Origin of the sequence: Nocardiopsis sp. CNT312 (genome assembly GCF_000515115.1) — a bacterium.
In the GTDB taxonomy this organism is placed as follows: domain Bacteria; phylum Actinomycetota; class Actinomycetes; order Streptosporangiales; family Streptosporangiaceae; genus Nocardiopsis.
The window spans coordinates 236283-258904 of sequence record NZ_KI911536.1 but is presented as its reverse complement, the minus strand read 5'-3'; the positions used below and the strand labels follow the sequence as shown (position 1 = coordinate 258904).

General features: G+C 73.8%; 20 protein-coding genes. 6 read left to right on the top strand and 14 right to left on the bottom strand.

The window, feature by feature from the left end:
* Positions 1–188: 188 nt before the first annotated feature.
* Both B042_RS0118065 and B042_RS23815 read left to right on the top strand, forming a co-directional pair.
* Positions 189–2648, top strand: coding sequence for a PEP/pyruvate-binding domain-containing protein (locus B042_RS0118065; RefSeq protein ID WP_028649499.1), 2460 nt, complete (start codon positions 189–191; stop codon positions 2646–2648).
* A 75-nt stretch (positions 2649–2723) separates the two neighbouring features.
* Positions 2724–3629: a hypothetical protein gene (locus tag B042_RS23815; protein WP_028649498.1), complete on the top strand. Its 906-nt coding sequence runs from the start codon at positions 2724–2726 to the stop codon at positions 3627–3629.
* A gap of 69 nt (positions 3630–3698) precedes the next feature.
* Here B042_RS23815 and B042_RS0118055 read toward each other — a convergent pair whose 3' ends face one another.
* Both B042_RS0118055 and B042_RS0118050 read right to left on the bottom strand, forming a co-directional pair.
* On the bottom strand, positions 3699–5753 hold the full coding sequence (locus tag B042_RS0118055; RefSeq protein WP_028649497.1) for a PhoX family phosphatase: 2055 nt from the start codon (positions 5751–5753) through the stop codon (positions 3699–3701).
* Between the two features lie 290 nt (positions 5754–6043).
* Complete coding sequence (locus tag B042_RS0118050) at positions 6044–6427, bottom strand: PPOX class F420-dependent oxidoreductase (protein WP_028649496.1); 384 nt, start codon at positions 6425–6427, stop codon at positions 6044–6046.
* 180 nt (positions 6428–6607) lie between these two features.
* Between B042_RS0118050 and B042_RS0118045 the strand changes: the two genes are divergently transcribed.
* Positions 6608–7885 (top strand): sodium:proton antiporter, encoded by a 1278-nt coding sequence (locus B042_RS0118045; RefSeq protein WP_028649495.1) that lies wholly within the window; start codon positions 6608–6610, stop codon positions 7883–7885.
* Between the two features lie 19 nt (positions 7886–7904).
* On the opposite strand, the gene B042_RS0118040 is transcribed toward B042_RS0118045, so the two are convergent.
* Positions 7905–8651 carry a bifunctional 2-polyprenyl-6-hydroxyphenol methylase/3-demethylubiquinol 3-O-methyltransferase UbiG gene (locus B042_RS0118040; RefSeq protein ID WP_028649494.1) on the bottom strand — a complete coding sequence of 249 codons (747 nt, stop codon included), beginning with the start codon at positions 8649–8651 and terminating at the stop codon, positions 7905–7907.
* A gap of 162 nt (positions 8652–8813) precedes the next feature.
* On the opposite strand from B042_RS0118040, the gene B042_RS23810 reads away from it, so the two are divergent.
* Complete coding sequence (locus B042_RS23810; RefSeq protein WP_197024357.1) at positions 8814–9248, top strand: hypothetical protein; 435 nt, start codon at positions 8814–8816, stop codon at positions 9246–9248.
* Between the two features lie 22 nt (positions 9249–9270).
* Here the strand turns inward: B042_RS23810 and B042_RS0118030 are convergent, their stop codons facing one another.
* The 10 genes from B042_RS0118030 to menB form a co-directional block, all read right to left on the bottom strand.
* Entirely contained in the window at positions 9271–9627 is a 357-nt protein-coding gene (locus B042_RS0118030; RefSeq protein ID WP_155989198.1) for a VOC family protein, read from the bottom strand.
* A gap of 46 nt (positions 9628–9673) precedes the next feature.
* Positions 9674–9958, bottom strand: coding sequence for a class I SAM-dependent methyltransferase (locus B042_RS24535; RefSeq protein ID WP_028649492.1), 285 nt, complete (start codon positions 9956–9958; stop codon positions 9674–9676).
* 318 nt (positions 9959–10276) lie between these two features.
* Positions 10277–11638, bottom strand: a complete 1362-nt coding sequence (locus tag B042_RS0118015; protein ID WP_028649490.1) for a GntP family permease — start codon at positions 11636–11638, stop codon at positions 10277–10279.
* A 27-nt stretch (positions 11639–11665) separates the two neighbouring features.
* Entirely contained in the window at positions 11666–12850 is a 1185-nt protein-coding gene (locus tag B042_RS0118010; RefSeq protein WP_028649489.1) for a glycerate kinase, read from the bottom strand.
* 82 nt (positions 12851–12932) lie between these two features.
* Positions 12933–14012, bottom strand: a complete 1080-nt coding sequence (locus B042_RS0118005; RefSeq protein WP_051415775.1) for a sugar diacid recognition domain-containing protein — start codon at positions 14010–14012, stop codon at positions 12933–12935.
* Positions 13982–14233: a DUF397 domain-containing protein gene (locus B042_RS23800; protein WP_036555543.1), complete on the bottom strand. Its 252-nt coding sequence runs from the start codon at positions 14231–14233 to the stop codon at positions 13982–13984. Before B042_RS23800 ends, B042_RS0118005 begins: the two co-directional genes overlap by 31 nt.
* Before the next feature lie 457 nt (positions 14234–14690).
* Complete coding sequence (locus tag B042_RS23795; RefSeq protein ID WP_369797726.1) at positions 14691–15608, bottom strand: cupin domain-containing protein; 918 nt, start codon at positions 15606–15608, stop codon at positions 14691–14693.
* Positions 15609–15674: 66 nt separating this feature from the next.
* On the bottom strand, positions 15675–17390 hold the full coding sequence (gene menD / locus B042_RS0117990; RefSeq protein WP_028649487.1) for a 2-succinyl-5-enolpyruvyl-6-hydroxy-3-cyclohexene-1-carboxylic-acid synthase: 1716 nt from the start codon (positions 17388–17390) through the stop codon (positions 15675–15677).
* Between the two features lie 162 nt (positions 17391–17552).
* Complete coding sequence (locus B042_RS0117985) at positions 17553–18533, bottom strand: o-succinylbenzoate synthase (protein WP_028649486.1); 981 nt, start codon at positions 18531–18533, stop codon at positions 17553–17555.
* On the bottom strand, positions 18530–19369 hold the full coding sequence (menB, locus tag B042_RS0117980; protein ID WP_028649485.1) for a 1,4-dihydroxy-2-naphthoyl-CoA synthase: 840 nt from the start codon (positions 19367–19369) through the stop codon (positions 18530–18532). Before menB ends, B042_RS0117985 begins: the two co-directional genes overlap by 4 nt.
* A gap of 247 nt (positions 19370–19616) precedes the next feature.
* Here menB and B042_RS0117975 point away from each other — a divergent pair, with 247 nt between their 5' ends.
* Positions 19617–20807: an AMP-binding protein gene (locus tag B042_RS0117975; protein ID WP_036555590.1), complete on the top strand. Its 1191-nt coding sequence runs from the start codon at positions 19617–19619 to the stop codon at positions 20805–20807.
* 90 nt (positions 20808–20897) lie between these two features.
* On the opposite strand, the gene B042_RS23790 is transcribed toward B042_RS0117975, so the two are convergent.
* A complete protein-coding gene (locus B042_RS23790) occupies positions 20898–21527 on the bottom strand; it encodes a TetR/AcrR family transcriptional regulator (RefSeq protein WP_197024356.1) in 630 nt (209 codons plus the stop codon).
* A gap of 121 nt (positions 21528–21648) precedes the next feature.
* Here B042_RS23790 and B042_RS0117965 point away from each other — a divergent pair, with 121 nt between their 5' ends.
* Entirely contained in the window at positions 21649–22263 is a 615-nt protein-coding gene (locus B042_RS0117965) for a DUF2867 domain-containing protein (protein ID WP_028649483.1), read from the top strand.
* The last annotated feature ends 359 nt before the right edge of the window (positions 22264–22622 follow it).

Sequence of the window (22622 nt, the reverse complement as noted above, 5' to 3'; positions counted from 1 at the left end):
TGGGCGTCGAGCCGCCCATCCCGGCACAGACCATGGGGTGGTCCCATGAATCACACCCGGCCTGAGCTGCGATTCCCTCCCGGCCTACGCCGGGAGGCGTACGCCGCACGCCCGTGGGCATCTATCGCGGTAGGGCGGCGCCCCGCCGCTCCGGGAACCGACCGCCACGGCCGCCGGGAGGTCGCTCGATGCAGGTGAAGGGCCTGGAGGAGATCCACGCGGGCCTGGCCGACACAGTCGGCGGCAAGGCCGCAGGGCTCGGCGCGATGCTCGCTGCGGGTGAACGCGTGCCGCCCGGATTCTGCCTGACCACCGAGGCGTACACCTCCGGCCGGCTCCCCAAGGCCGAACTCGCCGCCGCCTACGGACGCCTGGGCGGCGGACCGGTGGCGGTGCGCTCCAGTGCCACCGCCGAGGACCTGCCCGACGCCAGTTTCGCCGGCCAGCAGGACACGTCTCTGGACGTGGAGGGGACCGAGGAGCTGTTCGCGGCGGTGCGGCGGTGCTGGGCCTCGCTCGACACCGAACGCGCGGACGCCTACCGCGCCTGGGCGGGGATCGACCGCGCGGACACCCGCATGGCGGTGGTCGTCCAGCGCATGGTCGACTCCGCGGTGGCCGGGGTGATGTTCACCGCGGACCCGCTCACCGGACGGCGCTCGGCCACGGTCGTCGACGCCTCCCCCGGACCGGGGACCGCCGTCGTCGACGGCAGTACCACCGCTGACCACTACGTACTGGACGACGGCACCCCCGCCGTCTCCTGGGGCGGGTGCCTGACCGCCACGCGTCTGGAGGAGCTGCGCGCGGCGGGCCAGCGGCTGGCCGCCCGCTTCGGCTCACCACAGGACGTGGAGTGGGCCTACGACACCGACGGGGTGCTGTGGCTGCTGCAGTCGCGGCCTGTCACCACGCTCTTCCCCCTGCCGCCCACCACCGGAGGCGGGACCCGCGTGTACATGGAGGCCGGACACGCCCAGGGCATGCTCCGACCCTTCACCCCGATCGGGATGGACGCCCTGACACGGCTGATGGAACAGGCGTTCGCCCGCGTGGGAGTGGAGGGCGACGCCCGCCCGGGGGCCTTCGTCATGGTGCCCATCGGCGGACGCCTGTACATGGACCTGACCGGCTTCATGCGCAGCGCGTGGGTCCGCGGTCGGCTCCCGGCGGCCCTGGAGCTCTACGGGCCCCAGGCCAGGCGCGGCGTCGAATACCTGTTGGACGACCCGAGGTTCGCACCGCGCCCCGGTCTGGGGCTGCCCGTCCCCGCGCCCACCGCCCTCAGGCTCACCGCACGGACGCTCCCGCGCGCCCTGGCGGGTGTCGGCGCGGCCCTGGCCCGACCGGAGCGGGCACGGGAGAGGGCCGCACGTGCGATCGGCGAGCTCCGGGAGCGGGGCGGACCGGCCCCGGACGCCACCACCGCCGAGCGGCTGGCCTTCGTCGCCGAGGAGTCCCGCACCGCCGTCATCGGCCCCCAGCTGTGGCGGGTGGCCTGGGCGACCTACGGCGCGCTCATCCTCCAGGTGCTCCCCGCCGCCCTGCTGCACGGCCTGGCAGGCGAGGAGGAACTGGAGACCGTGCTGGGCGGGATGCCGCACAACGTCACCACGGAGATGGACCTGGCGCTGTGGCGGGTCTCCCGCAGTGCCGGGGAACACGGCCGCCTGTTCCGGGACACCGACCCGGCCGAGCTCGCCGCGCAGCACCGCCGCGGGGCCCTTCCCGAGATCGGGCTCTCCGCGTTCCTGGACGAGTACGGCCACCGGGCCGCGGCCGAGGTCGACATCGGCCTGCCGCGCTGGGCCGAGGACCCCTCCCCGCTGTTCGCGACGATCGCCAACTACCTGCGGGTGGTCGACCCCGGCCAGGCCCCCGACCGCCGGTTCGAGCGGGCCGCCGTGCGGGCCCGCCGGAAGATGAGCGAGCTGTCGCTGCGCGGCCGCGCCCGGCGCCCCGTGCGCGGCCGGATCGCCGCCGCGGCCATGCGCCGCTCGCGCGAGCTCGCCGGCTGCCGGGAACTGGCCAAGTTCGCCTGGCTCATCCCCTTCGCCGAGCAGCGCCGCCAACTGCTGCTCATCGGCCGGGACCTCCACCGGCGGGGCCTGTTGGCGGAGCCCGGCGACATCGTGTTCCTGCGGTTGGCGGAGGTCGGTGCCGCCGTCCACGAGGCGGCCGACCTCCGGGCCCTGGTCGCCGAGCGGCGCGCCGAGTACCGGCGGGAGTCGCGCCGCGGGCACGTGCCAGGCCTGCTGCTGTCCGACGGCACCGACGTGGAGGCCGTACTTCCGCCTCCCCCGGCGGAGGAGGGCACCCTGGTGGGGACGGCGGGTGCCGCGGGCCGGGCCACCGGCCGGGCGCGGGTGGTACGCGATCCCGCCGGGGCGCGTATCGAGCCCGGCGAGATCCTGGTCGCGCCGACCACAGACCCGGGGTGGACACCGCTGTTCATGACGGCGGCGGGTGTGGTGACCGAGACCGGGTCGCCGGTCGCACACGGGCCGACCGTGGCCCGCGAGTACGGGATCCCCGCGGTGATCTGCGTGCGCGACGCCACCCGCGAGATCGCGACCGGCCAGGTGGTCACGATCGACGGCACCGCCGGCACGGTGGCCGTGGAGCCGGAAGAGGGTGCGCAGGAGTAGGCCCGCGACGGGGACGAATTCGCCCATTACGCCGTTCACCTGCGCGGATGCCCGCAGGGTGGCTATGTTGCCGCCATGCCCTCATTCGAACACGAGTTTCCGGTCGACCTGATCCGGAACGACCCGGCCTTCGCCGCCGAACTCCTCCAGGAGGTCTCCGGAAAGCCACTGCCCGAGCACACCCGTGTGCGCTGTGGCGCGGCCGAGGCCACGAGCACGGCGATCGCCCACCTGACCTCGGACAACGTCGTGGTGTGCGAACGTCCGCCCCTGCCGGGCGAAGGCGACGACCTGGTACCGGTGCTGGCGATCGTCACCGAGCCCCAGCGCGGCTGGGACAGCCGCAAGCCCTACAGTTGGCCCGCCTACGTCGCCAACGTCAGGCACCGGCTCAGGTGCCCGGTCGCCCTGCTGGTGCTGACGCCCGACACCCCCCTGGGTCTGCGCTACAGCAGGCCGATCGATCTGGGCTGCGGCGAGATCCGGCCGACGGTGCTCGCCCTGGACACGCTCGAACCGGTGACCGACCACCGGGTCGCCAAGGAACGGCCCGTGCTGACGGTCCTGGCCATGGCCTCCAACCCGACCGAGGACCGGGCGGCCCTGGAGGCCCTCTTCACGGCGCTGAGGAGCCTCGATACGTCGGCGTCCTCGTTGTACTCTGACTACGTGCTCGCGGCGCTGTCGGCCGCGGCCCTGGCATCCCTGGAGGAGATCGTGCGACTGCGCGACTACGAGTTCAAGACCGAGTTGATCGGGCGCCCCTTCCGCGAGGGACAGGCCAAGGGCAAGGCCGAGGGGCTGGCCGAGGGGCTGGCCGAGGGCATGTCGGACGCCATCCTGGGGATCCTGGACGAGCGGGGTGTCGAGCTCTCCCCCGGGGTCCGCGACCGGATCACCTCCTCGACCGACCCCGACGAGCTGAGGCGCTGGGTCCGCCGCGCGGCCAGGGCGACCAGGGCCGACGACCTGTTCACCTGACCGCTCCGCCCGCTCCGGGGGCCGGCCTGCTCCGGGCGTGCCGGCCCCCGAGCCGGTCGGGGGAAGCCCCTACTTGCCGATGTCCTGGCCGTTGCGCTGCCAGATGCACACCACCGACGGGCGGGGGAAGTCGCCGTCGGGCCAGGTGCTGGTGGGTGCGTCGAACGTGCCGTTGTCACCGGGGTGCTGCGGCGCCAGGAACACGGTCTTGTTGTCGGAGGTGATGAACGGTCCGCACGCCTCGGCCCGTACGGGGACGGTCGCGAACGTCTTGAGCTCGCCCCGGTAGCGGCCCTCCACCGGCACCGCGTGCAGCGCGTCGGCGTAGCCCATGCTGCCGGGCTGGCCGTCGGTGGAGATCCACAGGTTGCCGTCGGCGTCGAAGGTGAGGTTGTCGGGGGCCGAGATCGGCATCACCTTGGACTTGTCGTAGCCCGCGAAGTAGGTGTCGTCGTCCTCGGGGTCGCCGCACACGATCGGCACGTTCCAGTCGAAGGAGGTCGCGGCGGCATCGCCGCCGCTCTCGACGATCTCCAGGATGTGGCCGTAGCGGTTGGGGCCGCGCGGGTTGGGCTCGTCGGCCTGGCCGGGCTCTCGGGCGGAGTTGTTGGTCAGGGCGCAGTAGACCTTGCCGGTGACCGGGCTGGCCTCGAAGTCCTCGGGCCGGTCCATCTTGGTGGCACCGACGGCGTCGGCCGCCAGGCGGGTGTGGACGAGGACCTCGGCGACGCTGAACCCGTCGACGAAGCTCTCGGTGTCGGTGCACAGCGCGATCCACTCGCCGGAGCCGTCGAAGGCTCCGTCGGAGGGCAGGGCCCCGGCGCCGTCGATCTCCTCGGCGGGGCTGTTGCCGGCCAGTTTGGCCACGTACAGCGTGCCCGAGTCGAGCAGGCCCATGTTGTGTCGGCGCCGCCCGCGGATGTAGCGCTCGGCACTGACGAACTTGTACATGTAGTCGAAGCGCTCGTCGTCGCCCATGTAGATGGCGACACGGCGGTCGTCGGTCAGGCGGGGGGTGGCTCCCTCGTGCTTGAAGCGGCCCAGCATGGTGTGCTTGACGGGCGTGGAGTCGGGGTCGAACGGGTCGATCTCGACGATGTAGCCGAAGCGGTTGGCCTCGTTGGGGTGCTTGGACAGGTCGAAGCGCTCCTCGACCCGCTCCCAGCGGCGGTAGGACGGCGAGGTGGAGAGGCCGTACCGGTCGGTCTCGGGGGTACCGGGGGCGGAGCCGAAGTACTGGTGGAAGTTCTCCTCGGCGGTGAGGAAGGTGCCCCACGGCGTCATGCCGCCCGCGCAGTTGTTGAGCATGCCCAGCACCTCGGTGCCGGAGGGGTCGGCCTCGGTGCGCAGCAGGTCGTGGCCGGCGGCCGGGCCGCTGAGCTTCATGGGGGTGGAGGTGGTGACGCGGCGGTTGAAGCGGCGCCGTCCGTCGGCCAGCTTCCACTTGCCGCTGTCCCTGCCGCCCCGGCCCCTGCTGTCACGTTCCAGTTCGACCAGTGAGCCGCCGTGCGCCGCCATGGCGACGCGGATGTACTCGGTGTCGGCGGTGGCCGGGTCGGTGTACCCGGGGAACATGATGTTCTCGTTGGTGTACTCGTGGTTGACCCACAGCAGGGCCTTGTCGTCGCCCATCTCCAGGAAGCCGACGTAGTCGCAGTTGTAGCCGAACTGCTGCGCCTGGGCCTGGGCGGTCTGGTGGTGGACGTCGAACTCGGGGGCGCCGGGCAGGACCGGGTCGCCCCAGCGGACGACCACGTGCTGGTCGTAGCCGCGGGGGACGGTGACCTTGTCGTCGTTGTTGGGCGACACGCTGCGGAACTCCAGGCGCGGGTCGCGGTCCCTGCCGCCCCGGCCGTGGCGGTCGCGCTCCCGGTCCGCGTGGGCGGGGGCCAGGGCGGCGAACCCGAAGGCGCTCGCACCGGTGGTGACGGCGCCGGCGCGCAGCGCCGAGCGGCGGTCGACGACCTTCTGGAAGATGTCGCCGAAGTAGGCGTTGCCGCTGGTGTTGGGGGCGGGGTGGAAGCAGGCGTCACCGCAGCGCAGGACACACGTCGCACGCGAGCGGCCGCCGCCGACCAGGTCGGTCAGCGGTAGCAGTCGACGGCGGGGCGCGGATTCGGACACGCGTTTCTCCTCAAGGGTGGTGACTGCCCCGCGTCCCGCCGTGGCGGGGGTCCAACCGGGCGCGGGGGCGGAGCGGATATGACCGGCGGGTAACCGCCGACCGTTCTCGACCCTGGCCGAGGTTTCACACACACGGGTGAAACCGGAGTGAACGCGCTCACAACTCCCGGGCACCGGCATCGGCACCGGCTTCCCCTCGTGCGACGGACACCCGGACACAGGCCAAGAGTGATACCCAGATAACAGAAAGTATCGAACCGGCCGTACTCCGCGCCGCTGTCCGGCCGCCCCTACCGGCCGCTCACGCGCTCGGGCCGCACGTAGACGACCACGCGGGTCTCGTCGGGGCTGTGCCAGGGATAGTCCTTGCCGAGGTACTTGCGCGACATCGCGTCGATGAACGCCTTGTCCGGGTCCTCCTCCACCCGGTCCACCACACCGCGCACCTCCACGTACATGTAGGGGTCGTCGGGGTCCACGGCCGAGACCGCGACGCGCCCGTCGCGCCGGAGGTTGCGCAGCTTCTGCCGCGTGGTGGTCTGGCTGAATTTGAGGAACTCGCCGTCCCAGTCCACCCACACCGGGCTGCTGTGCGGCTCGCCGTCGGGGCCGAGCGTGGCCACGTGCCCGAAGGAGGGCTTGCGCAGGACGTCCTGTTGGCGTTCGGTGATCATCTCGCTCCTGGGGAATCGACTGCTCCGAGTACACCACCGCGTCGCCCGCAGGGACCGGTGCGACACGGGGCGTCGGCGCACCGTTCGACGGCCGCTCGGGGTACCGGCGTGGATGCTCGCGCCCGGCGGGCCGCGCTGGCACGATCGGCGCCGGTGCCGTGCGAGGAAAGGGGGGGACGGGTGGCCGAACTGACCGTGTTCGCCGCGCTCCTGCTGGGCTACGCGCTCCTCTCAGGAATCACGCAGGGCACGTCCCTGACCGCGCCGATGGTGTTCACGGCCGGGGGCCTGGCCCTGGCCGCCTCGGGCGCGGGAGACCTGGAGGGCGGTGTCGCGGGAGCGGCGGTGCGCGCCCTGGCCGAGGCGTCGCTGGCCCTGGTGCTGTTCACCGACGCCGTACGCATCGACCTGAGGGTACTGCGCCGCGAGTACCACCTGCCACTTCGGCTGCTGGCGATCGGCATGCCGGCGGGGATCGTCCTGGGCACGGCGACCGGGTACGGCCTCCTGTCCGGTCTCGCCCTGGCGGAGGCTGCGCTGCTGGCGGCGGTCCTGGCCCCCACCGACGCGGCGCTGGGCGCGTCGGTGGTCTCCGACCGGCGCGTTCCCGTCCGGATCCGCCAGAGCCTCAACGTGGAGAGCGGCCTCAACGACGGCATCGCCGTGCCCGCCGTGATGGTGTTGGTCGCCCTGGCCGCCGCCGATGAGGGTCTGGCCGGGTCGACGTGGTCGTGGGTGGGCTTCACCGCGAGGCAGATCGGGATCGGTGTGGCGGCCGGGGCCGTGCTGGGCTGGTCCTGCGGATGGGCGCTCGCCCGGGCCGACGCCAGGGGGTGGGTCAACGCCACCTACCGGCGCCTGTTCACCGTGGGGGTCGCCGTGCTGGCCTACCTGGGGTCGGAGGCGCTGACGGGCAACGGCTTCCTGTCGGTGTTCGTCGCGGGCCTGGCCTTCGGTGCGGCGGCGCGGGGGCAGCGCCGCCTGGTGCACCAGTTCGCCGAACGCGAGGGGGAGATGCTCACCCTGCTCACCTTCACCGTGTTCGGGGCCGCGATCATCGGCCCCAGGCTCGGGGATGCCGACGGGTGGACGGTGCTGTACGCCGCGCTGTCCCTGGCCGTGGTGCGGCCCGTGGCCGTGGCCGTGGCCACCGTCGGGGCGCGGCTGCGTCTGGAGACGGTGTGCTTCCTAGGCTGGTTCGGGCCGCGCGGGCTGGCCTCGATCGTGTTCGCGCTGCTCGTGGTGGAGGAGAGCGGCATCGCCGCCGCCGACCGGATCATGCTGGTCGGCGGTGTGACGGTGCTGCTCAGCGTGTTCGCCCACGGTGCCACCGCCGCGCCGTGGTCACGCGGGTTCGGGCGCCGCGCGGCCCGCTACGATCGGGCGGCGCCCGAACACCAGGACGTGACGGTGCACCACTACCGGTGGCACGGACCCAGGGGGCAGGACGGCGCGTGAGGCTGGGCGGGCGCGGGGGTCAGTGGCCGAGGGAGAGGACGGCGACGTGGTCGCGCCCCTCCCGTTCGATCTCCCGTACCCGCCAGGGGGTGTCGGCCGCCAGCGCGCGCAGTCCGTCCGGGTCCACCAGGAGGTAGTCGAACCACGGCCCCGCCAGTGCGCCGTCGCGGACACGGATGCGCAGCTGGCCGGGCAGTCGGCCACGCCGCCGGTTCCACGCGTGGTAGTCGCGGTGCTCGGGTTCGTCGGTGGCCGGGTCCATACCGGTGCCGACCAGCCGTGCGCCGGGGCGGGCGAGCGAGGCGAGCCCCCAGAGGACCTCTCCGGCTCGGTCGGCGCCGCCCAGCAGCCCCAGGTTGTTGCCCAGGAGCAGGAGGGTGTCGAACCGGCCCAGCCCCGGGGGAGGTTCGGCGATCGATCCGAGTTCCACCCGCAGGCCCCGGTCGGCCGCGACGCCGACGGCGCCCGGTGACGGGTCCAGCCCGGTCACGTCGGAACCCGTGCGTGCCAGGGCCAGCGCGTGGCGCCCCGCGCCGCACCCGATGTCGAGGATCCGGCCGCGCGCACGCCCCAGCGCCCACCGGTCCAGAGCGGAGAGGTCGTCGGGAGGGGTGAAGTAGCGGGCGGCGTCGCCGACGCCGATGTGGCCGTCGTCGCGTTCGACGACCTCGAAGGCGGACCCGGGGCGGGCGCCCGCCTCCCAGCAGCGCCGCAGGACGCGGCCGAAGGCGTCACCGGTTCGGGGAGGGCGTGCCTGCTCGTCCATACCGGCAGATCCTGCCAGAGGCGGGGGCGCGCCGCCGGCCTGCGCCGCGCGGTACTGCTCAGCTCGTCGGCGATCCCCTCCGGCGGCCCGGCGGCAGGACGGGTCCACCAGGCCCTGCCCGACCTGGTCGAGGAATGGGCGGTCCTGCGGCCCTCCTGGTTCATGCAGAACTTTACCGGCGACCACCCGCACGCACAGAGCATCCGGCCGTCGGGCGTCGTTCTCACGGCCACCGGCAAGGGACGCGTCGGGTTCGTGGACGCCGACGGCATCGCCGCGGTCGCCGTGCGCGCGCTGACCGACGCCCAGGCCCCCGACACCGACCTGGTCATCACCGGGCCGGAGGCACTGGGCTACGGCGACGTGGCCGCCACACTCACCCGCGTCACGGGGCACAGCGCCACCCGCGCGGAGATACGCGACCGGTTGGCCGTCGGCCTGCCTCGGGAGCATGCCGCGATGCTCGCGGACATGGACCACGCGATCTCCCAGGGCGCCGAGGACCGCACCACCGACACCGTCCAGCGGATCACCGGCCGTCCGGCGGGCACCTTCCGTGCTTTCGCCGAGCGTGAACTGGGCCGGAAGGGTGACTGATCGGGAGCGCCCCGCGTCCGCGTCAGCGCGACGACCACACGCCCAGTTCGTTGCCGGCGGGGTCGGTGAAGTGGAACCGCCGCCCGCCGGGGAACTCGTAGGGGCCCCGCACCACCGCGCCGCCCGCCTCGCGGACCGCCTCGGCGGAGGCGTCCAGGTCCTCGGAGTAGAGCAGGACGAACGGGCCGCCCGGCCGGGGGCGCTCCCCCAGGGCAAGGCCGCCGATCTCGGTGCCCTCTCCTCCGGGGCCGCGCAGCCCCGAGTAGCCGGGGCCGTAGCGGGTGACGTGCCAGCCGAAGGCCTCGGTGTAGAAGCGTTCGGCCGCGTGGAGGTCGGTGACGGTCAGTTCGACGTAGTCGATGCCGTGGTGGTGTGTCATGGCCCCCATCCTCTCTCCCGGAGACGACGGTTTCGGGTGCGCGGGTTCAGGTGTGCAGGGTCTGCCCGCTGACGTGGAAGGACTGGAGCAGGCGGGTCTCGGGGAAGAGGAACCGTTCGGGCCCACGACGGTGAACCCGGCCGCGGCGATCTCCGGGAGGGTGTCCCGGCCGCAGTGGCAGCCAGAGCCGCCCGCCCGGCCGCAGGACCCGGTGGATCTCGCGCAGCTGCGCGCGCTGGTCGTCCACCGGGCACAGCACGAGTGCGGCGACGGAGAAGGGCAGTCGCTCGGCCGCGCCGCCGACCACCTCCACGGGTGCGGGCGCCCGCACGGCCGGGCGGCGGCGCGCAGGCGCGGTTCGGGTTCGACCGCGCTGCCCCGCCCCCGGAGACCGGTCGGCAGTTTGGCGCGGCTCTCACCGATGCCGCCGCGTTCCATGGCCCGGGCGGCACGGAGGTAGTACCGGGCGAAGACCGGGTGGCGCACGTGTGGCTCGTCCGCACTCTTCAGCCTGGCACGGACGCGGTGCGGGCGGAGCGGTGATCGCGGTGGTTCCGGGCGTGTACGGCGGTTACGGGCACCCCGGTGCACACCGCCGCGCGCCCCACGGCCTCGCCGGGGAGGCCGTGGGGCGCGCGGCGGGACGGGGTCAGAGCAGGAACAGGCCCAGCGCCTGGATGGCGGCGAACGCCGCCACACCCTCCACCGCCGTGGCCACGGTGAGCGTGCGGTAGGCGGTCGGCACGGGGATACGGCTGATCTGGGAGACCACCCAGAAGTAGGAGTCGTTGGCGTGCGAGACCACCATCGCGCCCGCGCCGATGGCCAGGACGGTCAGGACCATGCCCTCCGGCGAGGACAGGCCCAGCGAGGACAGCAGCGGCGCGACCAGCGCCGAGGTACTCACGATCGACACCGTCGAGGAGCCCTGTGCGCTCTTGAGCGCGGCGGCGATCAGGAACGGCGCGGCCAGTCCGATGCCCAGCCCGGTCAGGTGCTCGGAGAGGAACCCGGTCAGCGGCGAGGCCGCCAGCACCGCGCCGAAGGAGGCGCCCGCACCGGTGATGAGCAGGATCGGCGCCGCGACGCGGATCGATTCGTGGACCCGCTCGTGGAACAGGGCCAGCTTGTCGTCGCCGCGCAGCAGCGTCACCGCCACCAGCAGGCCGAGGATGAGCGCGATGAGCGGGGTGCCCAGGAAGGTGAGGACGTCGAAGGCCAGCCCCTCGCCGATCGGGCGGGCCGGGAGCTTGACGACCGAGGAGACGCAGATGAGCACCAGCGGCAGCAGGATCGGCGAGAACGCGTGGAAGGCGTTCGGCAGGCGGCCGTAGCTCTCGCGCAGCTCCTCGTAGGTCTGCGTGGACAGTTCCGCGTCGCTCTCGGCGGGCAGCGGGGTGAACTCCTTGCGGGCGAACAGGCGCGCGTAGGCCACTCCGGCCAGCGCGGCCACCAGGGAGACCGGCACACCCAGGGCGATGATCATGCCCAGGTTGTCGGAGATTCCGATGTTGTCGGCCGCGGCCAGTGGTCCGGGCGTCGGCGGGACCAGGGTGTGCGTGGCGTACAGGCCGGTCATCAGCGCAATCGAGGTCGCCAGCGCCGACACCCCGGTGCGCAGTGTCACGGCCTTGCGCAGCGAGTTGAGGATGACGTACCCGGAGTCGCAGAACACCGGGATGGAGACGATCCAGCCGATGAGCGACATCGTCAGGTTCGGGAATCGGGTGCCGAGCACCTTGATCAGGGCCTCGGCCATCGCGATCGCGGCACCGGAGCGCTCCAGGATCATGCCGATCATGGTGCCGAAGAGGATGACCAGGCCGATGCTGCCCAGTGTGCCGCCGAAGGCGGTCGTCACGGTGGTGACGACCTCCTCCAACGGCAGCCGGAAGGCGAAGGCGCCGACGAGGGCGGCGCCCATCAGGGCGAGGAAGGGGCTGATCTTCCAGCGCGCGGTGACGAACACGATGCCCGCCACCAGGGCGAGGAGAATGAGAAGCGAGGACACGATCGGATTCCTTCGGTGCGTACGGGGTCAGGCGTAGCGGTGGGCGAAGAGGCGGCAGCAGTGGAGCGCCGTCTCGGTGATGGCGGGCAGGACCTCCTCCCTCATGCGTTCCAGGGACGCGGGGCCCCGGGCGATGGAGAACGCCGCGGTGATCCCCGCGTCCCGGAGCCGTTCGGGCGGTACGGAGACGCTCCCGGCGATGACCACCACCGGGGTGTTCCCGGGGGTGAGGCGGCGGACGGAGTCGACGACCTTGCCCGACAGGGACTGGCCGTCGAAGGAGCCCTCGCCGGTGAGGACCAGGTCGGCGCGGGCGAGCAGCCGTTCGGCGCCCAGGACCTCGGCGACCAGCCGGGACCCGGGGACGGTCTCGGCGTCCAGGAGGGCGACCAGGGGTGCCGGGAGCCCCCCGGCGGCGCCCATGCCCGCTCTCTCGCGCACGTCGGTGCCGGTGTCCCGGGCCAGGACGTCGGCCAGGCGGTTCAGCCCGGTGTCCAGGGTGCGGACGTCGGCGGCGGTCGCGCCCTTCTGCGGTCCGAAGACCATCGCCGCACCCGCCGGGCCGACCAGGGGGTTGGTGACGTCGCAGGCGATACGCCAGCGCACGGTGCGGGCACGCGGGTCGAGCCCGGACAGGTCCAGGCGTTCGAGCGCGGTGAGGGCGCCGCCGCCGTCGGGCAGCTGTGCGCCGTCGGCGTCCAGCGGCTGCGCGCCCAGCGCCGTGAGCAGGCCGACGCCGCCGTCGGTGGTGGCCGAGCCTCCGATGCACAGCAGGATCTCCTCGACCCCGGCGTCCAGCAGTGCGGCCGCCAGGGGGCCGATGCCGCGGGTGGTGGCCTCCAGCGGCCGCAGGGGGATGTCGGCGAGCAGGGGGAGCCCGTTGGCCTCCGCGGCCTCGATCACCCCGGTCCGGCCGTCGGGTGAGAGGCCGTAGCGGGCGCGGACGGGGCGGCCGAGCGCGTCGGTGGTGTCCGCGGTGCGGGCGGTGGTGCCCCACGCGCCGAGCAGGGCGTCGAGGGTGCCCTCGCCGCCGTCGGCGAAGGGCAGGGTGTCCACCTCCACCGGGGTGTCCGAGCCGACGAAGGCCTCACGCACCCCCCGGGCCATGGCCCCGGCGACGTCCACGGCCCGGGCACTGCCCTTGAACGAGTCCGGGACGACGGCGACACGGACGGGCGCGCCTGTGTGAGGGGTGTGACATACGTGGGACATGAACGAGAGCTTAGACACACAGCCGGTGCGTTTCGACGGTCGTTTGCCCATTCTTCCCGGGCCTCGGTCCAGGATATATGTGCTATCCGCCTAGAGCCGTGTGGGCGTACAGCGCCATGCGCAGGGTGGCCAGGTGGTCGGCGCGGCGCAGGTCCAGGCCGGTCGCCGAGCGGATGCGCCCCATCCGCTGGAGGAGGGTGTTGCGGTGGACGTAGAGCGCGTCGGCCGCCGCCTGCACGGAGGCGGTGGTGGCCACCGCGTCCGCGCTCTCCCTCTGCGCGGCGGTGAGAGGCGCGGCGGTCCGGGCCAGGCGGGCGAGGGTGCGCGGCGGCAGGTGGGCGACGGCCACCGCGAGTTCGCGCGACCACGGCCGCCCGCCGGGGACGGGGATCAGTCCGGCGTAGCGGCACAGCGCCCGGGACTCCTCGGCGTGGGCGAGCAGGACAGCAGCGTCGTGGGTGGTTTCGGTGGCGGTGCGGCGCGTCCCCGGCGGCAGGCCCTGCTGCTCCTCCGCAGCCGCTCCGGAGCCGACCAGCCAGAGCGCGCCGTACAGGACGGCGGCCCGACCGCCGTCGAGGGCGTTGACGCGGGCGGCGACCGCCTCGGACAGGTATGGGGGCGCGGCGGAGGCGTCCGGCCGGGGCTCGGGGTCGGCCCACAGCGTCAGTGACCAGGGCGGGGCGAGCCCCGCCGCGCGCAGCCGGGCCTCGGCTTCGGCGGGTTCGGTGGTGCCCGCGGCGAGGGCGGCGACGAGGTCGCGGGCCTCGGTGTGGCGGCGGGTGGCGGTGTCCTGTTCGTGTTCCTGGGCGATGAGGAGCTGCACGGTGAGCGCGACGATCCGGGCCAGCGGCGCGACCTCCTTCGGGTCGCCGGTGACGCCGACGACACCGCGCAGGCTGCCGTCGACCATGAGGGGCTCGTTGGCGCCGGGACGGTCGGCGGTGCCCGGCCGGGGTTGGGTCACGAGTACGCCACGGCCCTCGGCGATCACGCGCTGGGCGCCCCGGTGGAGGGTGCCGAGGCGGTCGGGGTCCAGGCAGGCGATGATGGTGCCGTGCTCGTCCATCACGTTGATGTTGTGGCTGATCGTCGGCGCGATCAGGTCGACCACGCGCTGGGCGAGTTCACCGCTCAGCGGGGCCCGGCGCGGGTGTGGGGCCATGGCCCCAGCTTAGGCAAGCGGGCGGCGGGGCCGGGGGCTTTGAGGGTGCCTGTCAGGCGGCCCCAGGCGTCGGCGGCGAAGGGGAGGTAGCCGAGCCCGCGCCGGGTGGAGTCGCGCACGGCGGCGGCCCGTCGGTCCCACCCCGCCTCGACGCAGTCAGCGTCGGTCCCGCCGTACGAACTCGTGCGCCGGCCTTCGAAGCCATGGTCCGGCGCACTCATCGCGGCTGACTCACTCCTGCTCAAGCTCCTTTGCGAGGGCCGCAACGCATTCCGGCGACTCGTCCGCGCTGTTCGCGGCGCGGACGAGCGGCTGCTCGGGGAGGAGGACACGGCCGGCCTTCCCGGCCGGACCGCTCGGCCGCCGTGCGGTGCGGAGGGCACCCACTTCGACGGTTTGACCGGACTTTCGCTCAGGTGGGACGAGCTCGAATCATCAGGGGCTCCCGTGCGGCCGTGGGGGGAGGCTGTCGCTGCGGGGCGGGAGACATGACGCACGGGGGTCGGGGGCGGCGCGTCGCCGTTCTCACGGAGGGTTCCGGTGTGCGCGCACGTCACAGGGTTCGGGGAGGGATACCGCGGAGACGGACCGCGTCCGGCCACGGTCGGCGGTGTGAGGAGCCCCGCTGGTGCCGAGGGTCGTCTCAGGGCGAGACTCAGCCCGAGCCCGGCCCCGGCCTCACCGGCGCCGCAGGGTCTCCGCCCGCTGGCGGGGAACGCCGGGGGCGTCCGCGACACCCGGCCTGTGCCTCTCCTGGACGACCTCCAGGTCCTCGAACGCGAAGGCGGGCGAGGCCACGGCGGTGGCCAGGGTCTCCTCGGCGGTCATCGGGCGCAGCGTCTGCCACACGCCCGGTGGGACGGGCACCTGGAGGGACTGCCCCGCTTCGACGTGCGGTCCCAGGACGTGCCTGCGCTCCGCCTCCGGCCGGGGCCCGTCCCCGCCGAGTTCGATGATGGCGGGGCCGCCCCGGGCGAAGGACCAGAGCACCCCTGAGCGCAGCCGGTGCCAGCGGCACCGGTCGCCGGCGCACAGCAGGTACTGCATGGCCGACGCCGTCTCGCGTTCGGCGCCGTAGCCGCGCGGCCGTGCGGCTACGCCGCTGGACCAGGTGTGCCGGAACCAGCCGCCCTCGGGGTGCGGGAACAGGTCGAGGGCCTCGGCGGTGGGTCCGCGCTGGTCCACGGAGGTGAACACCCCCGGGGGCTCGCGGCGCAGGTAGCGCACGCCCACCACCGACTCGCGGGGGATGGGGCCGTAGATGTGGGGGAAGGGCGTGTCGTCGTCGGGCACCGTGCCGCCGGGCGGGTCCACCAGGGTGATGCGGCGGGCGGGCACCTGCCAGTGCACCTCGCACGAGAGCCGCAGGGTGTCGATCACCAAGACGCAGAAGGGCTCCCGCGCATGGCGGTGGAGGGTGTTGGCCACGGCCAGCATGGTGTGCTCGTTGGGTGAGGCGTAGACGAACCCGTCGGTGCGCAGGGTCTCCGGTTCCAGGTCCCCCGTGCCCTCCCGCCAGCGGGACAGCTCGGTCATGTGCAGCACGTAGTTCATCGCCATCAGCCCCGCCACGCCCCAGGAGGAAACAGGCGCCACACCCGCCCCTTTTGTGCCCTCTTTCCCGAATTTACCGAGGTGCAACCCTGCCGGAGCGGCGGCGGTTCACCCCAGGCGCTCCACCGCTCCGTCCACGGCCAGTTGCAGCCGACGGCGCAGCGCGGCACCGCCCTGCCGGTCGGTGCGCACCTCCACGATCCGCAGCCCCTCCCCCATCAGCGCCTTGGGAAGGTCCGCCGCCCACTCCACGCGCGCGTAGGGCACACCGGACACGGCCGCCACCTGCTCCATCGACACCCCGTGCGGGGTGCCGAAGACCCGCTCGAAATCAGGGTGCCCGGCCTGCTCCAGACCGGAGAAGATCCCGCCGCCGTCGTTGTTGACGACCACCACCGCCAGTTTCGGCCTCGGCTCGCCCGGCCCGATGATCAGACCGTTCTGGTCGTGCAGCATCGCCAGGTCTCCCAGCAATGCGAAGGCCTGGCCGCCCCCGTCCCGTTGGTGGGCCAGCGCCGCACCGACCGCGGTGGAGACCGTCCCGTCGATCCCGCTCACCCCGCGGTTGCCCACCAGGCGCACGCCGCACCGGGACCGCATGGTGGCGTCCAGGTCGCGGATGGGCATGCTCGACCCCGCGAAGAGCAGCGAACCCGCGGGGGCCTGCGAGGCCAGGTCGCGTGCCAGCCGCGGCTCGCTCACCCACTCCTCGCCGTCCAGCACCCCGTCCAGGGCGCCCCGGGCCGCCTCCTCGGCCCGCCGCCAGGAGCGGGACCAGTCGGTACGCCGCGGTGCGTCCCACGAGACCCCCTCCGGGGGCGCCACCGCCGCCACCACGTCGGTGGCGGTGCGCACCGGGTCGGCGAAGGCGTTGCCCAGGGCGGCCCGCGGGTCGCCCGCCGCTCCGGCCGTCACCACCACGTGCCGCTCCGCGCGGCGCAGGAACGCCGACACCTGTCTGGACAGGTTGGGACGGCCCACGCTCACCACGAATTCGGGGACATGGCCGGCGGCGAAGGCGGGACAGGCCAGCAGTTGGCGGTAGGTGGAGACCGAGCCGTCGCGGCGCGCGTTGGAGGTGGGCTCGGCCAGCAGCGGCCATCCCGTCAGCTCGGCCAGCGCCAGGAACGGCACCGGATCGTAGTCGCCGTCACCGCACACGATCACGCCCCGCTCGCACCAGGGCAAAGCGAAGGGGACCGGCTCGGAGCGCGGGCCGGGACGGGCGATCCACGGACGGCCGCCCTCCCGCCCCTCCAGGGGCTCCGTCCAGTCCACCGGCCCCGGCTCGTCGGGGGTGAGCGGGTCGCGGAAGGCCACGTTGACGTGGACCGGGCCGGGGCGGCCCCCGGAGGCGGCCCCCCACACGCGGCAGGCGAGCGAACGCCAGTAGGCCACCATCCCCGGCACCGCGTCGGCCGTGCCGACCTCGGTGAACATGCGCACCGCGCCGCCGTACAGGCCGATCTGGTCCACTGTCTGGTTCGCACCGGTCCCCCGCAACTCGGGCGGGCGGTCAGCGGTCAGCACGAGCAGGGGCACACCGCTCTCGTCCGCCTCCAGGACCGCCGGGTGGAAGTTGGCCGCCGCCGTCCCCGACGTGCACACCACCGCCACCGGGCACCGCGAGGCCCGAGCCAGGCCGAGCGCCAGGAAGGAGGCCGAGCGCTCGTCGATCCGTACGTGCACGCGCACGTCAGGGTGGGCGACCAGTGCCAGCGCGAGCGGGGTCGAGCGCGACCCCGGTGCGATCACGGCCTCGGCCAGCCCGCAGCGGACCAGTTCGTCGACGAGGACCCGGGCCAGGGCGGTAGAGGGATTCATCAGCTGTGCGGGACCTCCCCCGGGCCTTCGGTCCGGGGGCACGGGCGCCCCTGCCTCCTTGCGGGTCGTGTACTCGTAACTGCTTCGTGGGACACGGGGTCCGGCCTCCAGTGAACCGCCTCCACATCGGCCCCGTGACCGGACGTCCCACCTTGGGCCCTGTCAGGACGGTACGGGACCACCCGCCGCTCGGGCGGCCTCCGCCCTCCTGCGCCAGGCGGACGCGTCGGTCTCCACCGCGCGCAGCCGCCGCTCGTCCACCGACACCGCGCGCACCGGGAGGAACCCGCCCTCGGGCAGCAGCGGATCGGCGGTGACGTCGGCTGTGAGCATCTGCGCAGTGGCCAGGCCACAGGCGTAGGGCAGTTCGGGAAGCGCCGCCGCCAGCGCCACGCCGGCGGCCAGCCCCACGGACGTCTCCACCGCGCTGGAGACCACGACCGGCAGACCGCACGCCTGCGCCACCCGCAGGGCCGCACGCACCCCGCCCAGCGGCTGCACCTTGAGCACCACGAGGTCGGCCGCCCCCGCGGCGCGCACCCGCAGCGGGTCCTCGGCCCGGCGCACCGACTCGTCGGCGGCCACCGGGACGCCGATCCGCCGCCGTACCCGGGCCAGTTCCTCCAGCGTGGCACACGGCTGCTCGACGTACTCCAGACCGAACCGTTCCAGCCTCCCGACCATGCGCACGGCCGTGTCCACGTCCCAGGCGCCGTTGGCGTCCACCCGGATCCGCCCGGCGGGCCCCAGGGCGTCGCGCACGGCCGCCACCCGCTCCAGGTCCTCGCGGGGCTCCTGGCCGCGCTCGGCGACCTTGACCTTGGCGGTGGCGCAGCCCCCGGCCCGGACGATCTCCGCCGCCCGCTCCGGTCCCACCGCGGGCACGGTCACGTTCACCGGCACCCGGTCGCGCACCGGCGCGGGAAAGCCCCGGTGGGCGGCCTCGTAGCAGGCCGCCCACCAGCGCGAGCACTCGCGCGGGCCGTACTCGGCGAAGGGCGAGAACTCCCCCCACCCCGCCGGGCCGCGCACGAGCAGGCCCTCGCGCACGGTGATGCCGCGGAACCGGTTGCGCAGACCGATCGCGAAGGAGCGCCCCGCGGCGGGCTCCCCCTCCGTCCCGGTTCCGGGGCCGGCCGTCACGGGCGGCGCGGGAACTTGTCGAAGTTCGGGCGGCGCTTCTCCTTGAACGCGTCGCGGCCCTCCTGGGCCTCCTCGCTCATGTAGTAGAGCATCGTGGCGTCACCGGCGAACTGCTGCATGCCCGCCGCGCCGTCGCTGACGGCGTTGATGGCGCCCTTGACCATGCGCAGCGCCAGCGGGGACTTCTCCAGCATCTCGCGCGCCCAACGAACGGTCTCGGCCTCCAGTTCGGCCAGCGGGACGACGGTGTTGACCATGCCCATCTCCAGCGCCTCCTGGGCGCTGTACTGGCGGCACAGGTACCAGATCTCGCGGGCCTTCTTCAGGCCCACGGTCTGCGCCAGCAGCCAGGAGCCGTAGCCGCCGTCGAAGGAGCCGACCTGGGGGCCGGTCTGCCCGAACTTGGCGTTGTCCGCGGCGATGGTCAGGTCGCAGCACACCTGGAGGACGTTGCCGCCGCCGATCGACCAGCCCGCCACCATGCAGATCACCGGCTTGGGCAGGCGGCGGATCTGCACCTGGAGATCGAGCACGTTCAGGCGGCCGATCCCCTGTTGGGCGACAGCGTCGTCACCCATGTAGCCGTCCTCGCCGCGGATCTTCTGGTCACCGCCGGAGCAGAACGCCCGGTCGCCGGCACCGGTGAAGATGATCACGCCGACCCTGGAGTCGTCGCGGGCGGCGTTGAAGGCGTCCTGCAGCTCGAAGAGGGTCTGGGGCCGGAAGGCGTTGTGCACCTCCGGCCGGTTGATCGTGATCTTGGCGATACCCTCCGCGGTCTCGTAGATGATGTCGGAATACTCGCCCGACCGCTGCCACTCGATCACGCTGCTCACGACTGCTGTTCTCCTCAACCAGGCACTGTGGACGGCCGCGGACGCGGCGGGCCCACCGCGGGTGGGGCCGCGTCCACGCGCCAACCCTACGCATTGTGCCAGGCGGCCCCGCTCACGTGGGCGCGCCCCCTTGTCAGGGTGCCTTACGCCCCGAGGCGGGCATACGCTGGCCGGCGTGGCAGATTCGAACACCGTCGGCGCCCCCGCACCCGGCACCGGCTCCCCAGGGGGGCGTCCCCTGCGCGCCGTGCGCGGACTGGCGCCCGCACAGATCAACGGCCTGCTCGCGCGTGCGCTCAACGCCGACGGGCCCGCCCTCCTCCCCGTGCCCGACGGCACCCCCGACGCACGGGTCGCGGACCTGCTCGCCTCGATGCGCCCGTCCTCGCTGCTGACGCCCGCCGGGCTGAGCGACCTCTCCGGCGGCGCGCCCGTGCGCGAGGACACCGCGCTGGTCATCGCCACCTCCGGTTCCACCGGGGCACCCAAGGGCGTGGAACTGTCCTCCTCGGCGCTGCGGTCCTCAGCCCGAGCCTCGGTGGCCCGTATCGGGGCCGGGCCGGGCGACACGTGGCTGTGCGTGCTGCCCGCGGCGCACGTCTCCGGCCTCCAGGTCATGGTGCGCGCCCTGGCCACCGGCGGCGAGACCGTGCACACGCCCTTCGACCCCGTCGCCGTGGCCGCCCTGGCCCACCGCCTGCGCCCGCACGTGTCCCTGGTCCCCACCCAGTTGCGCCGCCTGCTGGCCGCGGGCGCCGACCTGTCGGCGTTCGGCACGATCCTGCTGGGCGGGGCCGCCGCCGAACCCGCACTGCTGGCGGCGGCACGCGAGGCGGGAGGACGGGTGGTCACCACCTACGGCATGACCGAGACCAGCGGCGGCTGCGTCTACGACGGCCTGCCGCTGGACGGCGCACGGGTCCGTGTGGAGTCCGACCGCCCCGGCTCGCCCGGCCCCATCCTGCTGTCGGGACCGATGCTGTTGAGCGGCTACCGCCTGCCGCCCGGCGCGTCCGCCGACCCAGACCCCCTGTCCTCCGACCCCAGCGGCCTGCGGTGGCTGCGCACCAGCGATCTGGGGCGCCTGGACCCCGGGGGCCGTCTGCACGTCCTGGGCCGCGCGGACGGGGTGATCAACACCGGCGGCCACAAGGTCGTACCGGAGCAGGTGAACTCCCTGCTGCTGGAGCACCCGGAGGTGGCCGACGCGGCCGTGGTGGGCAGGCCCGACCCCGAGTGGGGGCAGAGCGTCACCGCAGTCGTCGTGCCCGCGGACCCGGCCGCCCCGCCCACCCTGGACCGTCTCCGCGCGTGGGTGCGCGAGCGCCTGCCGGCCTACGCGGCGCCGCAGGTCCTGGAAGTGCGCGAGGCGCTGCCGCTGCTGGCCTCGGGCAAGCCCGACCTGGCGGCCCTGCGCGCTCCCGCACCCGGCGGCTGAGGACGGGGCCGCGCGCTCCGGCCGCTGCCCGTGTCGGATCGCTCCCGGGCCGGTGCGGGCCCGCGCCCGGACGGGGGTCGAGCGCAGACGTCAGTCGGTTCGGCTCCCCTCTCCCTTCCCCGCACCGCCGCGCCGTCGGGGGCGGTCCAGGACCAGGTCGCCGGCGCGGGACAGGACCTGGAGCCGGGTCCGGTCACCGTGGTCGGCGGCGAGGAAGTGCGCGCCGATCGCCAGGCAGAAGGCGAGCAGGCCGCGTGCCTCGACCTCGTCGGGGTCGGGGCAGAAGGTGCCGATCGTCTCGCGCAGCAGCGCCATCCGCTGGTTGTCCACCCGCCGCAGCCGTTCGGCGACGGCCTCGTCACGCCGGGACCAGTCACGGATCGCCAGGTCGATGGGGAGCAGGCGGTCGTCGGAGAAGGTGAGCATGCCCGCGAGCTGGGCCCTGTCCCTGGGGTCGCCGCCCTCGCGCTCGACCCGGTCGAGCACCTCGTCGACGCTTTCCCGCTCCCAAGCGTCCAACATCGCCTCCAACAGTGCGTCGCGGTCCGCGAAGTGCCCGTAGAAACCGCCCTTGGTGACACCGATCCGCTTCGCCAGCGCCTCGACTCGGACCGCGTCCGGGCCGCCGCCGGCCAGCGCCCGCAGACCTTCCTCGATCCACCTCTCCCGCGGTGTGCGAACAGTACCCACGATGTGCTCCACTCCACCGACCCAGCTCATATACGCGTCCGTATAAAAGGTATACCCTCGCCCTATACGCAAGCGTATACACGGGCGGGGGCGGACCCGGACCCCCACCAGGCTCCCGCCCTTCCCTGAGACAGGAAAGGCGGCAGCAGCCATGAGACTCCCCCACACCGCCCACACCGCCCGGCCGTGGCGGATCCACGAACTCACCCGCGACTTCCGGCTGGAGGACGTGTGGGCGTTTCGCACCCCGGGCGCCGGGCCGGACGACTTCCCGGCGATGCTCGCCGCGCTGCGGGAAGCGGGCGGACCCGAGCGGCAGTCCGCACCGGTCCGGTTCCTGTTCGCCCTGCGATGGAAGCTCGGAGCCCTGTTCGGCTGGGACCGGCCCACGAACGGGGTGGGGACCCGCGTCCGTTCGCTACGCGAGCGCCTGCCCGCCGACCTCCGGAGAGCCCCGGACGCTCCGGGCTCCGGCAGCGATCCGTTCACGCCGGTCTACGAACTCGACAACGAGCGCGCCAGCGAACTGGCGAACACGACCGTCCACACCGTCATGCACCTGGGATGGGTGCCGACCGACCGGGGCGAGTACGAACTGCGCATGGCCGCCCTCGTCAAGCCCAACGGCCTGCTCGGCAGAGCGTACATGGCTGCCATCGCCCCGTTCCGCCACTTCGTCGTCTACCCGGCGCTGACACGGCAGTGGGAGGCCGCCTGGCGCGACCGCCCGCGGCCGGCGGACGGGCGGCGCCCCGGCGACTGCTGACGGCGGCGCGGGCCAGAGCGCGACCACGCCCCACGGGTCGGCCCCCGGCCCGCCCCTACGCCGAACCGGAGTTACCGGGCCACCGCGAACACATGGGACCCTGACCCCAGCGGGTGCCCGACCGACGGCACCCGCACCGGGTGGCGCCGGGGCCTGATCCGGCGCGGACCAGGGGAACTTCCCCCCCTCCTCCGGCGTCTACCTGAGTATCCGGCCCCTCGTCCCCCGAGAAGGAGGTCCGCGGTTGGCTCCAGCCATCGACCCGCTCGATCCCGCCCCTGCGCCCTCCCCGGGTCGGCCGGATCATCCTCCCCGAGCGCGAACAGGCTCCTTTACCTGTTCACCGTGGCCTTTGGCCA

Bases quoted from the DNA above. Each gene is read 5' to 3' on its own strand.
- B042_RS0118065 (WP_028649499.1), top strand. From the start codon at position 189: ATGCAGGTGAAGGGCCTGGAGGAGATCCACGCGGGCCTGGCCGACACA.
- B042_RS23815 (WP_028649498.1), top strand. From the start codon at position 2,724: ATGCCCTCATTCGAACACGAGTTTCCGGTCGACCTGATCCGGAACGAC.
- B042_RS0118050 (WP_028649496.1), bottom strand. From the start codon at position 6,427: ATGATCACCGAACGCCAACAGGACGTCCTGCGCAAGCCCTCCTTCGGG.
- B042_RS0118040 (WP_028649494.1), bottom strand. From the start codon at position 8,651: ATGGACGAGCAGGCACGCCCTCCCCGAACCGGTGACGCCTTCGGCCGC.
- B042_RS23810 (WP_197024357.1), top strand. From the start codon at position 8,814: ATGCAGAACTTTACCGGCGACCACCCGCACGCACAGAGCATCCGGCCG.
- B042_RS0118030 (WP_155989198.1), bottom strand. From the start codon at position 9,627: ATGACACACCACCACGGCATCGACTACGTCGAACTGACCGTCACCGAC.
- B042_RS0118010 (WP_028649489.1), bottom strand. From the start codon at position 12,850: ATGTCCCACGTATGTCACACCCCTCACACAGGCGCGCCCGTCCGTGTC.
- B042_RS0118005 (WP_051415775.1), bottom strand. From the start codon at position 14,012: ATGGCCCCACACCCGCGCCGGGCCCCGCTGAGCGGTGAACTCGCCCAG.
- B042_RS23800 (WP_036555543.1), bottom strand. From the start codon at position 14,233: ATGAGTGCGCCGGACCATGGCTTCGAAGGCCGGCGCACGAGTTCGTAC.
- menD (WP_028649487.1), bottom strand. From the start codon at position 17,390: ATGAATCCCTCTACCGCCCTGGCCCGGGTCCTCGTCGACGAACTGGTC.
- B042_RS23790 (WP_197024356.1), bottom strand. From the start codon at position 21,527: ATGAGCTGGGTCGGTGGAGTGGAGCACATCGTGGGTACTGTTCGCACA.
- B042_RS0117965 (WP_028649483.1), top strand. From the start codon at position 21,649: ATGAGACTCCCCCACACCGCCCACACCGCCCGGCCGTGGCGGATCCAC.